This is a genomic window from Streptomyces sp. NPDC058678 (assembly GCF_042714835.1).
Classification (GTDB): Bacteria; Actinomycetota; Actinomycetes; order Streptomycetales; family Streptomycetaceae; genus Streptomyces.
On the sequence record NZ_JBHXSG010000048.1, the window covers coordinates 14,640 to 28,280 of the forward strand.

Annotated in this window: 11 protein-coding genes and 1 pseudogene; 6 read left to right on the top strand and 6 right to left on the bottom strand. The window is 70.6% G+C overall.

The window, feature by feature from the left end; translation table 11 throughout:
* Positions 1-184 precede the first annotated feature (184 nt).
* The 4 genes from ACFWWR_RS34010 (at position 185) to ACFWWR_RS34025 (ending at position 5,562) form a co-directional block, all read left to right on the top strand.
* A complete protein-coding gene (locus ACFWWR_RS34010) occupies positions 185-751 on the top strand; it encodes a TerD family protein (protein WP_383860845.1) in 567 nt (188 codons plus the stop codon).
* Between the two features lie 49 nt (positions 752-800).
* Positions 801-3,125, top strand: a complete 2,325-nt coding sequence (locus tag ACFWWR_RS34015; protein WP_384307332.1) for a TerD family protein — start codon at positions 801-803, stop codon at positions 3,123-3,125.
* A gap of 226 nt (positions 3,126-3,351) precedes the next feature.
* Positions 3,352-4,353: a TerC/Alx family metal homeostasis membrane protein gene (locus ACFWWR_RS34020; protein WP_383860709.1), complete on the top strand. Its 1,002-nt coding sequence runs from the start codon at positions 3,352-3,354 to the stop codon at positions 4,351-4,353.
* A gap of 108 nt (positions 4,354-4,461) precedes the next feature.
* A complete protein-coding gene (locus ACFWWR_RS34025) occupies positions 4,462-5,562 on the top strand; it encodes a calcium:proton antiporter (RefSeq protein ID WP_383860712.1) in 1,101 nt (366 codons plus the stop codon).
* A 154-nt stretch (positions 5,563-5,716) separates the two neighbouring features.
* Here ACFWWR_RS34025 and ACFWWR_RS34030 read toward each other — a convergent pair whose 3' ends face one another.
* Positions 5,717-6,985 carry an MFS transporter gene (locus ACFWWR_RS34030; protein WP_384307335.1) on the bottom strand — a complete coding sequence of 423 codons (1,269 nt, stop codon included), beginning with the start codon at positions 6,983-6,985 and terminating at the stop codon, positions 5,717-5,719.
* Positions 6,986-7,078: 93 nt separating this feature from the next.
* Entirely contained in the window at positions 7,079-8,125 is a 1,047-nt protein-coding gene (locus ACFWWR_RS34035) for a S66 peptidase family protein (RefSeq protein WP_384307337.1), read from the bottom strand.
* 103 nt (positions 8,126-8,228) lie between these two features.
* On the opposite strand from ACFWWR_RS34035, the gene aroQ reads away from it, so the two are divergent.
* Positions 8,229-8,702: a type II 3-dehydroquinate dehydratase gene (gene aroQ / locus ACFWWR_RS34040; RefSeq protein ID WP_384307340.1), complete on the top strand. Its 474-nt coding sequence runs from the start codon at positions 8,229-8,231 to the stop codon at positions 8,700-8,702.
* Between the two features lie 27 nt (positions 8,703-8,729).
* On the opposite strand, the gene ACFWWR_RS34045 is transcribed toward aroQ, so the two are convergent.
* The 4 genes and pseudogenes from ACFWWR_RS34045 to ACFWWR_RS34060 form a co-directional block, all read right to left on the bottom strand.
* Positions 8,730-9,482, bottom strand: a complete 753-nt coding sequence (locus ACFWWR_RS34045; protein ID WP_383860723.1) for an amino acid ABC transporter ATP-binding protein — start codon at positions 9,480-9,482, stop codon at positions 8,730-8,732.
* Positions 9,479-10,363: an amino acid ABC transporter permease gene (locus ACFWWR_RS34050; RefSeq protein ID WP_383860726.1), complete on the bottom strand. Its 885-nt coding sequence runs from the start codon at positions 10,361-10,363 to the stop codon at positions 9,479-9,481. Before ACFWWR_RS34050 ends, ACFWWR_RS34045 begins: the two co-directional genes overlap by 4 nt.
* The gene (locus ACFWWR_RS34055) at positions 10,360-11,244 is read right to left on the bottom strand and encodes an ABC transporter substrate-binding protein (RefSeq protein ID WP_384307343.1); all 885 of its coding nucleotides are present in this window, start codon (positions 11,242-11,244) and stop codon (positions 10,360-10,362) included. Before ACFWWR_RS34055 ends, ACFWWR_RS34050 begins: the two co-directional genes overlap by 4 nt.
* A gap of 608 nt (positions 11,245-11,852) precedes the next feature.
* Positions 11,853-12,038 (bottom strand): annotated as a pseudogene (locus tag ACFWWR_RS34060) (MBL fold metallo-hydrolase); the annotation flags it as partial.
* A gap of 53 nt (positions 12,039-12,091) precedes the next feature.
* Here ACFWWR_RS34060 and ACFWWR_RS34065 point away from each other — a divergent pair.
* Positions 12,092-13,567 (top strand): recombinase family protein, encoded by a 1,476-nt coding sequence (locus ACFWWR_RS34065; protein WP_384307345.1) that lies wholly within the window; start codon positions 12,092-12,094, stop codon positions 13,565-13,567.
* Positions 13,568-13,641: the final 74 nt, after the last annotated feature.

Consider the following 13,641-nt stretch of genomic DNA (forward strand, 5'->3'; position numbering starts at 1 on the left):
ACACCCCGTGGATACGCGCTGTGTTGCAAGACCGACACAAAGTGTGGACCGGGGTACGGCACTGTCAGTGGCCCTGCGTAGGGTGCTGGTCATCCGCGGATCCCGCGGCAACAGGGGAAACACGAGAGGGGATCAGCGCGTGGTGGACGTATCCAAGGGCGGCGCGCCCGGTGGCGGCGTCAATCTGACCAAGGGTCAGGCCATCAGCCTGCAGAAGTCCGACGGCGGCAGCCTGACGGCGGTACGCATGGGTCTCGGCTGGCAGGCGGCTCCCCGGCGCGGCCTGTTCGGCTCGCGTACCCGTGAGGTCGACCTGGACGCCTCGGCCGTCCTGTTCGCGGACAAGCAGCCGGTCGACGTCGTCTTCTTCCGACACCTGGTGAGCGACGACGGCTCGGTACGCCACACCGGCGACAACCTGGTCGGCGGCGTGGGTCAGGGCGGCGACGACGAGGCGATCCTCGTCGACCTGTCACGGGTGCCGGTCCACATCGACCAGATCGTCTTCACCGTGAACTCGTTCACGGGCCAGACCTTCCAGGAAGTGCAGAACGCGTTCTGCCGTCTGGTCGACGAGACGAACGGCCAGGAGCTCGCCCGCTACACGCTCGCGGGCGGCGGCGCGTACACGGCGCAGATCATGGCCAAGGTGCACCGCACGGGTCCCGGCTGGACGATGACGGCCCTCGGTACTCCGGCCAACGGTCGCACCTTCCAGGACCTGATGCCATCGATCCTGCCGCACCTGTAGGACAGCGCGGCAGGCAGCACACGACACAACGACACAGGGGGAGAAGGCGATGGCGGCCGAGCTGGCGCGGGGACAGAACCACCCGCTCACCCAGGCCCGTCTCGAGATCCGCATCGCGGCCGGCACGCCGGTCGTGGTGGGGGCCACGCTCGGCGACGAGCACGGCAAGGTGCACGGCGTCGAGTGGGTCGCCCACCCGGGCGCCCCCACCCTGCCGGGGCTGGAGGTCTCACGTCAGGCGGCCGCCGACCACCGCCTCGCGGTCGACCTCGGCGCCGTGCCGGAGGCCGTGCACCGGGTCGATGTGCTGCTCGCCCTGCCCACGGCGGGCAGGGCGGCACCGGTGTGCTTCGGCGCCGTCGCCGCCCCGTTCGTCGCGGTCACCGACCTCGACGGCACCGAGATCGCCAGCTACACGATCACCGGTCTGGACGCCGAGTCGGCCGTCGTCGCCCTGGAGCTGTACCGCCGGCAGGGCGCCTGGAAGGTGCGTGCCGTCGGCCAGGGGTACGCGGGCGGGCTCGGCGATCTCCTCGCCGACCAGGGACTGTCCGAGGCCCACCGGCTGGCGCGCGGCATCAACGAAGCGGTGGCCCAGGGCTCGGCCCGCTCGCTCCCGCCACCGCCACGCCCGGCCGACGCCGACCACTCCCGCCGGACGACCGCACCGGTCCTCGGTGCCGACCAGGTCGACCCCACTGCCCAGGGTGCCCCTGGCGCCGTACCGCCACTGCCAGTGACTCCGTACGGAACCCAGACTCCCGGCGTCGCGCCGCAGCCCACATCCCCGTCCGGTGCGCAGACGCCCGGCGCCTCACCGCAGTCCGCACCTCCGTATGGTGCGCAGACTCCCGGCGTCGCCCCGCAGCCCGCACCCCCGTCCGGGGCGCAGGCCCCCGGCGGCCCGCCGCAGCCCACGTCTCCGCACGTCCCGCCGGTCACATCGGCCCCCGGCGCACCCCAGCAGCCCGCCTCGCCCTACGGCACACCAAGCCATCCCGTTGCCAATCCCGTGGCCGGTACACCGCAGGATCCCACCTCGCCCTACGGCGCACAGAGCACTCCGGCGGCCGCCGCACCGCAGCCCCGGAACCCCCAGGGACCCGCGCCCGCGGATCCCGCCGCCGTCGCCCAGCCGCCCGGCACCGCCCCCGGTGGTCCGATCGACTACAGCCACCCGAGGCGGCGGAACACAGCGCCGCCGCCTCCGCCGACGGCGCCCAAGGCCCAGCCTGGGCAGCCCGCGCGGCCGGTCGCGGGGGACGCCACCGGGTGGTCGATGGACGAGCGGCTCTACAACCAGGTGTGGGGCATGTTCGAGGACCTGGCCCGCACCATGGCCGCGTACCGCAGTGCCGTCGACTTCGCCGAGTCGCGGATGGAGAAGGAACTCGACCAGGTTCTGTCCGACCCGCGCAGCCGGCTCGGCGGGCAGGGCGATGCCGCGCGCGAGGCGGCCCAGGCCAAGCACGCCCAGCTCGTCGACCAGGCCAGAGCGGTCCTCGACCGGGACCTGGCCCAGCTCGCCGCCGAGGCCGATGTCGTCGAGCCCGCGCTGCCGCCGGCGTACGCACGCTGGGACAACCCCGTGTGGCACGGCTACCGCGTGCCGATGGAGGTACCCATGGCCCTGCGCCTGGGCGACGTGCACCTGCCCGAGGCCGCCGAGCTGCGGATACCCCTGCTGGTCCGCCTGCCGCTGGAGCGCGGCCTGTGGATCGACAGCGGACGCGCCGGATCGCTCGACGGCTCGTTCACCGACTCCCACGACCTGCGACGCCTCGCGATGGAGACGGCGGTGGCGCACGCGGCCCGGCTCCTGGCCGTGTATCCGGCGGGCGAGTTCACCGTGCACGTCATCGACCCGGCAGGCTCGGCCGCGCAGGCGCTCGCGCCACTGGTGCGGACGGGCGTGCTCGCCGCCCCGCCCGCCGTCGGTGCGGCAGGGGTGTCGGACGTTCTGGCCCGGCTCACCGAACGCGTCGACCTGGTGCAGATGGCGGTGCGCGCGGGCGCGGCCGACTCGCTCCCGCCCGGCCTCGACACCGCCGAGCAGCTGCTGATCGTGAACGACTTCCCGCACGGCTTCGACGACCGCGCCGTGACCCAGCTCCGCTACCTCGCGGACGAGGGTTCGGCGGTCGGAGTCCACCTGATGATGGTCGCGGACCGTGAGGAGGCCGCCGGCTACGGCCCGTTGCTCGACCCTCTGTGGCGTTCGCTGCTGCGACTCACCCCGGTGCCCGACGACCACCTCGCCGACCCGTGGGTCGGGCACGCCTGGACGTACGAACCCTCGCTCGTACCGTCCGGCAGTCAGGTGCTCCAGCAGGTGCTCACCCAGGTCGCGACGGCTCGTACCAAGTACTCGTAAAGTCGTCTGACCAGCGATTTTGACCTTTCCTTTGCTAATCGCTTTACCTTTCCTTGGTGATTGGGTACCGTTGTTCCCACGGAGGGGAGTACTCCCTGTCGACTGCGGCGTACCCGTCAATACGGATCAGGCCTGATCCCGGGGCGCCGGCCCATCCTGGGTGGAAGAGACCTCCGGCAGCGCGACGACGCTGGTTACTTGCCGTTACGTACTGCCGGAGGCAGCAGTGGATGTTTCCCCGACCCTGTGGGTCCTGACGATCGTGGGCCTTGCCGCCCTCATCGCGATCGACTTCTTCATCGGCCGCAAGCCGCACGACGTGTCCATCAAGGAAGCCGGGATCTGGACGATCGTCTGGATCGTCCTGGCCGGACTCTTCGGTCTCGGTCTGCTCGTCTTCGCCGGCGGCCAGCCGTCCGGCGAGTTCTTCGCGGGCTTCATCACCGAGAAGTCCCTGAGCGTCGACAACCTCTTCGTCTTCGTCCTGATCATGGCGAAGTTCGCGGTTCCCTCGCAGTACCAGCAGCGGGTGCTGCTGATCGGTGTCCTCATAGCCCTGGTGCTCCGAGCGATCTTCATCGCCGCCGGTGCCGCCATCCTCGCCAGCTTCGCGTGGGTCTTCTACCTCTTCGGTGCCTTCCTGATCTGGACCGCCTGGAAGCTCATCCAGGAGGCCCGAGCCGACGAGGAGGACGAGGAGTTCGAGGAGAACAAGCTGCTCAAGGCCGTCGAGCGCCGCTTCGGCGTGGCCGACCGGTACCACGGCACCAAGCTGTGGATCCAGGAGAACGGCAAGCGGGTCATGACCCCGATGCTGGTCGTGATGCTCGCGATCGGTACGACGGACGTCCTGTTCGCCCTCGACTCGATCCCGGCGATCTTCGGTCTGACCCAGGACCCGTACATCGTCTTCACGGCCAACGCGTTCGCGCTGATGGGCCTGAGGCAGCTGTACTTCCTGATCGGCGGCCTGCTCAGGAAGCTGGTCCACCTCAGCTACGGCCTGTCGATCATCCTCGGCTTCATCGGCGTCAAGCTGGTCCTGCACGCGCTGCACGAGTCCGGCGTCCACGTCCCGGAGATCAGCATCCCGGTCTCCCTCGGCGTGATCTGCTCGGTCCTGATCGTCACCACGATCACCAGCCTGCGGGCGTCCAAGAAGCAGGCGGCGGCCGAGGCTGCGCAGGCTGAGGACGAAGGCGTTGCGAAGGACAGCATCGAGGCCTGACAACGTCGGACGCAGTGACGGCGTTCAGCAGTGACCGCGTTCAAGTGACGCCGACTGGCCCCGCGCTCCTGGAGTGCGGGGCCAGTTCGCCTCTGCGACGATCACTGCATGATCGCTCGGCTCTGGTCGTCCACGACACAATGGACGTCCGCCGTGCCGGTACTCGCGGTCGTCATGCTGCTGTTCACCTGGGGCCGAGACCTGCCCGGCGCGGTCGTCGCACTGGTGACCGTGGTCCTTGCGGGAGCTGTCCTGGCCGCCGTGCACCACGCCGAAGTGGTCGCCCACCGGGTCGGCGAGCCCTTCGGCTCCCTGGTTCTGGCCGTTGCCGTCACGGTCATCGAGGTCGCCCTGATCGTCACGCTGATGGTGGACGGCGGTGACAAGAGCTCGACCCTGGCCAGGGACACGGTCTTCGCAGCCGTGATGATCACCTGCAACGGCATCGTCGGTCTCACTCTCCTGGTCGCCTCGCTGCGCCACGGCACGGCGGTCTTCAACCCCGAGGGCACCGGCGCCGCCCTCGCGACCGTCGCCACCCTGGCCACGCTCAGCCTGGTCCTGCCGACGTTCACCACGAGCAAGCCGGGCCCCGAGTTCTCCGGCGTCCAGCTGACCTTCGCGGCACTCTCCTCGCTGGTCCTGTACGGCCTGTTCGTGGCGACCCAGACGGTACGGCACCGCGACTACTTCCTCCCGATCAGCCGCCAGGGCGAGGTGATCGCCGCCGAGGACCACGCCGACGTACCGTCCGCCCGTGCCACCCGGATCAGCCTCGGGCTGCTGAGCCTGGCCCTGATCGGCGTGGTCGGCCTGGCCAAGGGCGTGTCGCCGACCATCGAGTCGGGGGTCGAGGCAGCCGGCATGCCGCACGCCGTCGTCGGTGTGATCATCGCCCTGCTGGTGCTGCTGCCCGAGACCATCGCCGCGCTGCGCTCGGCCCGCCGCGACCGGGTGCAGACCAGCCTCAACCTCGCGCTCGGCTCGGCCATGGCCAGCATCGGTCTGACCATCCCCGCGGTGGCCCTCGCCTCGATCTGGCTCTCCGGCCCGCTCGTGCTCGGCCTCGGCCCCACACACATGGTGCTGCTCGCGCTGACCGTGGTCGTGAGTTCCCTGACGGTGGTGCCCGGACGGGCCACGCCACTCCAGGGAGGGGTACATCTGGTGGTGTTCGCGGCGTATCTGGAGCTGGCGATCAATCCCTAGGTGCACCCCAAGATGCTCAACCCCAAGATGCTCGATCCCTGGATGCTCTGGACGGTCGATCGCCAGACGGTCGGTCCATGGACGTGTCGATCGCCGGACGACCGATCCCAGGCGGCCGTAAACGCTCGCGCAAGCGTTTACGCACCGCGCGCGCTCACCCCGTGGCCGGCTCCGCCGCCACCGGCACCGGCCGCGTCTCGGGCAGCAGAGCGAAGCACCCGAGGCTGAGCAGGGCGACCCCTGTCAGATACGCCCCCACACCCCACGGCACCCGCCCGCCCTGCTCGACGAGCGCGGTCGCCACAAGGGGCGTCAGAGCGCCGCCGACGACCCCGCCGAGGTTGTAGCCGACCGCGGCGCCCGTGCAGCGCACCCGGGGCTCGTACAGCTCCGGCAGATAAGCGGCGATCACCGCGAACATGGTGATGAACGCGAGCATCGCGCCCAGGAAACCGAGGAACATCAGCAACGGCTCTCCCGTGGCGAGGAGCGCGACCATCGGGAACATCCACCCGGCCGCGCCCGCACACCCGGCCAGGCACAGCGGCCGCCGTCCGTACCGGTCGCCGAGCAGTGCCGCCACCGGCGTCAGCGAGCCCTTCACCAACACCGCGGCCATGATGCAGGTCAGCATGACGGTACGGCTCACTCCGAGCCGCTCCGTGCCGTACGCGAGGGACCATGTCGTCACGGCGTAGAAGATCGCGTACCCGACCGCGAGCGCCCCGGCGGTCAGCAGGACGAGCCGCCAGTGGTCACGCGCCACCTCGGCGAGCGGCACGCGCGCGTGGTCGTCGATCTCGAGGAAGCTGGGGCTCTCGACGAGCGAGGAACGCAGCCACAGCCCCATCACGGCCAGCACCCCGGCCGCCCAGAACGGCACCCGCCAGCCCCACTGCGCGAACTGCGCCTCGGACAGCGTCGCCGACAGCGCCAGCACCACGCCGTTGGCGAGCAGGAAGCCCAGCGCGGGCCCGATCTGCGGGAAGCTCGACCACAGGCCACGCCGTTCGGCGGGCGCGTGTTCCACGGTCAGCAGCACGGCCCCGCCCCACTCCCCGCCGAGCCCGAGCCCCTGCAGAAAACGCAACACGAGGAGAAGCACGGGAGCGGCGACGCCGATGGTGTCGTAGGTCGGTACGCAGCCGACCGCGACCGTGGAAGCACCCGTCAGCAACAGGGAGGCGACCAGGACCGGTCGGCGCCCGTGCCGGTCTCCGATGTGCCCGAACAGCACCGATCCCAGCGGACGGGCGACGAACCCCACGCCGAACGTGCCGAAGGCGGCCAGCGTCCCCGCCACCGGTGAGAACGTCGGGAAGAACAGCGGCCCCAGGACCAGCGCCGCAGCGGTCCCGTAGACGAAGAAGTCGTAGAACTCGATGGCCGTCCCGGCGAGCGAGGCGGCCGCGAGCCGCAGCATGGAGGGTGCCTTTACGGTGCGTACGTCGTGCATGCCGCGTCAACTACCCACGGTGATCGCGGGTTACGGGGGCGTGCGGGGTCGCGGCCCGCGTCAGTAGGTGACGATGACGCGCCGGGCGGGACCGTCGACCCGGACGATACCGCCGTACGGGATGACGAGTTGTGGGTCGGTGTGACCGAAGTCCACGTCGAGGACGATCGTGGTGTCGGGGGCGTACACCCGCATGGCGTGCAACACGGCCTCGCGCTGTCCGGCGGCGTAACGAGCCGCCTCCTGCGGGCTGTTGGGGCGCTCGAAGGACCAGGTCTTCGCTCGGCCCATCAGTAGCGCGGAGAAGCGCTGGAGCAGGCCGCGCTCGCCCATGTTGCGCATCGTCGAGAAGACCTCCGTGGCACTCGGCAGGTCCTCCGAGGTCTCCAGGAGGAGTACGCCGCCGTCGTACTCGGTCAGGTCGTGCGAGACCTCGCGGTCGGCCATCAGCAGCCAGCCGAGGATCTCCAGGCATCCGCCCCAACTGCGGCCCTCGACCACCCGGTCGGGGTTCACCCAGGTCCATCCGGTGCCGGGCCGGGTCTCCGGTTCCGCGTCGAAGGTCGCCGGGTCGGCCCAGTCGCGGTTGACGTCGTTCCAGCGCTCGGCGGGCTTCAACTCGTACTCGCCGGAGGTGAACAGCGCCGCCCGCAGCGACTCGGCGGTCTGCGGGTGCATGGCGCCGGGGCGGCCCAGCTCGCACATCACGGACGCACCGTGGTAGCTGACGATTCCGGCGTTGCGCAGGAACGCGAGCAGGTTGGTGTTGTCGCTCATCCCGAAGAAGGGCTTCGGGTTCGCGGCGATCAACTCCCGGTCCAGCAGCGGCAGTACCGTGATCTGGTCGTCGCCGCCGATCGACGCGACGATCGCCTTGATGTCCGGGTCGGCGAAGGCGGCGTGGATGTCGTCGGCCCGCTCCTGCGGCGTGGAGCCCATCTTGCGGGTCGCCGGGTACTCGACCGGTTCGAGTCCGTACTCCTTGCGCAGCCGCTCCAGCCCCAGTTCATGGGGGCGCGGGAAGAGCCCGGGCAGGCCGGACGAGGGCGAGATCACGGCTATGCGGTCGCCGGGTGACGGCTTGGGCGGGTACGAGGGCGTCGTCATACGGGGAGGGTACGGGCGGCCGCCCCGGCCCCGCACCGTGATAAACCGGGTCTGAGCAGCGGTCCTCACCGGATCGCCCCACCCTGAACGGACCGGAGGAACCGTGCCCCGCACCCTGGCCAACGCCCCGATCATGATCCTCAACGGCCCCAACCTGAATCTGCTCGGCCAGCGCCAGCCGGAGATCTACGGCTCCGACACCCTCGCCGACGTCGAGGCCCTGTGTGCCAAGGCGGCGGCCGCGCACGGCGGCACCGTGGACCTCCGCCAGTCCAACCACGAGGGTGAGCTGGTCGACTGGATCCACGAGGCGCGGCTGAACCACTGCGGGATCGTGATCAACCCGGGTGCCTACTCGCACACCTCGGTCGCGATCCTGGATGCGCTCAACACCTGTGACGGACTTCCGGTGTTGGAGGTCCACATCTCCAACATTCACCAGCGCGAGTCGTTCCGGCACCACTCGTACGTCTCGCTGCGCGCGAACGGCGTCATCGCCGGATGTGGAGTGCAGGGGTACGTGTTCGGGGTGGAGCGGGTAGCGGCGCTGGTGGAGGCGGGGCAGGCGGACGCGTAAGCGTTTACGCCGGCCCTCGTGACCCTCTCAGAGCCGGCCCGCCTCCACGATCCGCCGCAGAAAGCGCCGCGTGCGCTCCTGCTGCGGATCGCCGAAGATCTGCTCGGCGGCGCCGCGCTCCAGGACCACACCGCCGTCCAGGAAACACACCTGGTCGGCCACCTCGCGCGCGAAGCTCATCTCGTGCGTGGCCAGCACCATGGTCATGCCGTCGTCCTTCAGATCGCGCACGACGGCGAGGACCTCGCCCACCAGCTCGGGGTCCAGCGCGGCGGTGACCTCGTCGAGCAGCAGCAGCCGAGGACGTACGGCCAGGGCGCGCACGATCGCGACCCGCTGCTGCTGTCCGCCGCTCAGCCGGTCCGGGTACTCGCCCGCCCTGCCGCCGAGGCCGAGCCGCTCCAGCAGCTCACGCGCGCGTGCCTCGGCCTCGGCGCGGGACACGCCGTGCACCCGGCGCGGAGCCAGGGTGATGTTCTCGAGGACGGTCATGTGCGGGAACAGGTTGTACGCCTGGAAGACCACGCCGATACGGCGGCGCACCGCGTCCTGGTCGACCCGCGGATCGGTGATCTCCTCGTCGTCCAGCCAGATCGCGCCGTCGTCGATGTCCTCCAGGAGGTTGGCGCACCGCAGCAGCGTCGACTTGCCGGAGCCGGAGGCGCCGATCAGCGCGGTCACCGTGTGCGGGGCGACCTCCAGGTCGACGTCCCGCAGCACGACCGAGTCGCCGAACGTCTTGCGGACCGACTCCATGCGCAGCACGGGGGCGTCACTCATAGGGATCCTCCCTGGGCCCGCTCACGGTCCATCCGGGCGGTCACCCAGTCCGTGAACCGCGTCATGGGAATGGTCAGCGCCACGAAGACCAGGCCCGCGACGATGTACGGCGTGTAGTTGAGGCTGCGGCCGACGATGATGTCGGCGGCCCGTACGGCGTCCACCGCGCCGCCGATCGACACGAGCCCGGTGTCCTTCTGCAGCGACACCAGGTCGTTGAGCAGAGGCGGCACCTGGCGGCGTACCGCCTGCGGGAGGACGACGTACCGCAGCGCCTGCCGGTTGTTGAGGCCGAGCGAGCGGGCCGCGGCGCGCTGCGAGGGGTGGACCGACTCGATGCCGGCGCGGAACACCTCGGCGACGTACGCCGAGTACGTCAGCGTCAGCGCCGTTCCGCCCAGCAGGACCGGGTCGACGGTGACACCCTGCAGCCGCAGCGCGGGCACACCGAGGACCACGATCATCAGGTTGATGATGAGCGGCAGGCCCCGGAAGAAGTCGGTGTACGCGGCGGCCAGCACCCGCAGCGGGAAGAACACCGGGCCGCGCAGGGTGCGCGCGACGGCTATGAGCATCCCGAGGACCAGTACGGCGGCACCGCAGATCAGCAGCAGCCGGACGTTGAGCCAGAGTCCTTCGAGGATCTTGGGCAACGCCTCGCGCGCGTACTGCCCGCTGAAGAACGTCTCCTTGGTGCGCGCCCAGCCGGGTGCGTTGACGACGACCAGGTAGAGCACGACGCCGGTGATCAGGGTCGAGAGCGCGGCGATGGCGGTGGCGCGACGGGAGCGGGCGCGCTTGTACGCCTCGCGGTCGATGCGCCGCTGCGAGGGGACGTACCCCTCGCTCTCCTGGCCGGACTCGTCCTTGGTGAGCGTCACTTGAGTACGGGGGCGTCGACGGCGTCGGACAGCCACTGCTGCTCGAGCTTGGCCAGCGTGCCGTTCTCACGGAGGGTGTCGACGGCGTCCGTCACGCACGACGTGAGTGCGCTGCCCTTGTCGAGCACGAGCCCGAACTGCTCCGGTGTACCGCCCTGGTTCTCGAACTGCCCCACGATCGTCGCGTCCGTGACCTCGGCCGCGGTGATGTAGAAGGCGGTCGGCAGGTCGACGACGATGGCGTCGACCTGGCCGTTCTGCAGGGCGGACTTGGCCTGGTCGTTCTTGGCGTAGGCAGCCGGATCCCGCGTCGGCTTCACCACGTCGTCGATGTAGTCGAGGCTGGTGGTGCCGACCTGGGCGCCCAGCTTGAGGCCCTTCAGGTCGGCGAGGCTCGTCGCCTTCGCGGCCTTGCTGTCCTTGAGGGCGATGACAGCCTGACGCACGTCGTAGTAGCCGGACGAGAAGTCCACGGCCTTCTTGCGCTCGTCGCTGATCGACACCTGGTTGACGTCGAAGTCGAACGTCTTCGCGCCGGGCGCGAAGGCCTTGTTGAAGGGAACGCTCTGCCAGACGACGGCGCTCTTGTCATAGCCGAGCTCCTTCGCCACGGCGTACGCGACCGCCGACTCGAAGCCCTCGCCGTTCGCGGGCTTGCCGTCCTTGAACCACGGCTCGTACGCGGGCTCGTCGGTGGCGATCGTCAGCTTGCCGGAGGTCTCGGTCGCCAACTTGCCCTTGGCGCAGGTGGTCGCGGCCGACCCCGAAGGCGTGTCGGCCGCCTTCTCCTCCGGCTGCGGAGCGCAGCCGACAGCGGTGGCGAGCAGGGCTGTGGTCGCGGCGGCGACGGCGCGGCGCAGCGCGCGCGAGGCAAGAGGCATGGCGGGAGAGTGACAGTCCGCCGCCCCGTTTGTCGAGGTCATGGCGGCATTCGTCCGCATGGTGGGAACGGGTGTTGCGTTCATGTGAACGCGTCCGAGACGCGACGCTCGCCGGGGCCGCCGGTCGAGGGCGGGGATCGAAGGACCGGCGGCCCGTACCGCGCAGGAGCCGTCGTCCTGTGCGGGGCTGCCACCAGTTGACCGCGCAACCACGCGCGCCGGGAGCGCGCGCATGGCACCGGCGTGTGCGAAGAGTTCACACGGGGCGCGTGTGGGGAGTGGACGCGGGGCGCACACTCACCGCCGCGCGCCTGCGCTGATCGACCCCGCGTGCTGGGCTCTCGCCGTCCGCGTGCGCCGCGTGCTCACCAGCCGCGTGCGCCGGGCCCTCGTTCGCCCCGCGCGCCGGGCACTCGTCGGCCCAGCGCCGGAGGCTCACCAACTCCGCACAGGGGGCTGTCATCCGGTGCGAGGCTGCCCCCGGTTGACTGCGCAACCCACATGCGCCGGGAGCGCGCGCTCGGCGCCGGTGTACGCGAAGGGTGCACGCGGGACGAGCTCTCATCGAGCCGGGCGCCGGGTGCTCACGAGCCCCGCGCAACGGTCGCTCACCAGCCCCGCGCGTGCCACTCCGGCAGATGCGGCCGCTCAGCGCCCAGCGTCGTGTCGTCGCCGTGCCCCGGGTACACCCACGTCTCGTCGGGGAGCGCAGCGAAGATCTTCGTCTCGACGTCGTGGATCAGGCTGGCGAAGGCCTTCGGGTCCTTGCGGGTGTTGCCCACCCCGCCGGGGAACCCCTAGGGTCCTCTCCCGTGACAAGACGCTTCCGCGCCGTACCCTCGTCTTCTTGTACGCACGGATCTCCGAGGACCCCCGCGACCGCCGACGGGGCGTCAACCGGCAGATGAGCGACCTGCGCACGTTCTCCGAGGAGAACGGCTGGGAGGTCGGCGGCGAGTACATCGAGAACGACGTCTCCGCCCACTCGGGCGAGGAACGCCCCGAGTACGACCGGCTGATGGCCGACGCCATCGAAGCCGCCCGCGAACCGGGGGTCCGGGTCATCGTCGCGGGCTACCACCCGTCGCGCGTGTGGCGGCGCCGTGTTGAGCGCGCGCAGGCGATCGAGGACTTGCGGCACGCGGGGTGCTGGGTGGCGTTCGAGTCGGGCGGCCTGTTCAACATGGCGAAGGCGTCGGACCGCTCGCAGCTCGCCAACCTCGGTGAGTCCGACACCGCCGAGTCCGAGGTGAAGAGTGAGCGGGTGGCTCGGGCCGCCCTGGAGCGCGCCCAGGAGGGCCGGGCGAACGGCGCTGTGGCGTACGGGTGGCGGCGTCAGTACGAGTACGACGCTCGGGGGCAGGTCAGTGGCTTCCATGACGTCGAGGACCCGGTACAGGCCGGGATTGTCCGGGAGATCGTCACCCGCCTGCTGGCTGGTGGCAGCCTCATCGGCATCACGGCTGACCTGAACGGGCGCGGTGTGCCGTCGCCCGGCTCGGGGATGCAGCTCAAGCGGCGGGCGGTCGGGCAGAACGAGGACGGGTCGCTGTGGAACAAGACCAGCGTGAAGAAGCTCGCGCTGCGGCCGGCGAACGTGGGGCTCCGCGTGCATCAGGGCGTGGAGTACAAGGCGGCATGGCCGGCGCTCATCACGGACGAGCAGTACGCGCAGCTGCGGAACCTGTTCGCGGAGCGGGCCGTGGTGCGGGAGCTGCCGGGGGCGCGGAAGCACCTGCTGACGTGGGGTGAGGTCGCCACGTGCGGGCCGTGCGGAGCAGTGTTCCGGGTCGCTCTGAGGGGGAATGCGAAGCGCGGCAGGAAGCAGCCGACATACGTCTGCGACGCGAGCGGCTGCGTCGGCCGGAACGAGGAAGCTCTCGACCGCTATGTGGGGCAGGTGGTTGTCGGGGTGCTGTCGCGGCCCGAGGCGGCCGAGGTCTTCCGCGGTGACGACTCGGCAGCCCTGGCGGCCCTGGAACGGGCGGAGGGGTTGAAGGCGCGCCAGGAGGCGGCGGCGGACGAGTACGCGGACGGGATCATTACCCGTGAGCAGTTGCGGCGCATCACGGCGAAGCTAGCGAAGCAGATCACGGACGCGCAGAACGAGGCGCGCCGGTTGCGGCCGGCCTTCGACCTCGACGCCTTCGACGGCCTCGTGGGGCCGCAGTCGGGGGAGACGTGGGAAGCGCTCGCAGTGCCGCAGCAGCGGCGGGTCCTGGACGGCCTGGGCCTGCGGTTGAGGGTGCATCCGGTGGCGCGGCGCGGCCCCGGGTTTGACCAGAGCACCATTGAGCTCCAGTGGGCGCGGACGGGCGACTGAGCGCGCGGATGCCGTACGGGCCCGGCAGATCATTCGGACCTGTTGGCGAATTGGCCGGACCCGCCGGAACGAGT

Excerpts from the sequence above, each read along its gene's own strand:
- ACFWWR_RS34055 (WP_384307343.1), bottom strand. The coding sequence starts at position 11,244 with ATGCCTCTTGCCTCGCGCGCGCTGCGCCGCGCCGTCGCCGCCGCGACC.
- ACFWWR_RS34025 (WP_383860712.1), top strand. The coding sequence starts at position 4,462 with ATGATCGCTCGGCTCTGGTCGTCCACGACACAATGGACGTCCGCCGTG.
- ACFWWR_RS34035 (WP_384307337.1), bottom strand. The coding sequence starts at position 8,125 with ATGACGACGCCCTCGTACCCGCCCAAGCCGTCACCCGGCGACCGCATA.
- ACFWWR_RS34015 (WP_384307332.1), top strand. The coding sequence starts at position 801 with ATGGCGGCCGAGCTGGCGCGGGGACAGAACCACCCGCTCACCCAGGCC.
- ACFWWR_RS34030 (WP_384307335.1), bottom strand. The coding sequence starts at position 6,985 with ATGCTGCGGCTCGCGGCCGCCTCGCTCGCCGGGACGGCCATCGAGTTC.
- ACFWWR_RS34045 (WP_383860723.1), bottom strand. The coding sequence starts at position 9,482 with ATGAGTGACGCCCCCGTGCTGCGCATGGAGTCGGTCCGCAAGACGTTC.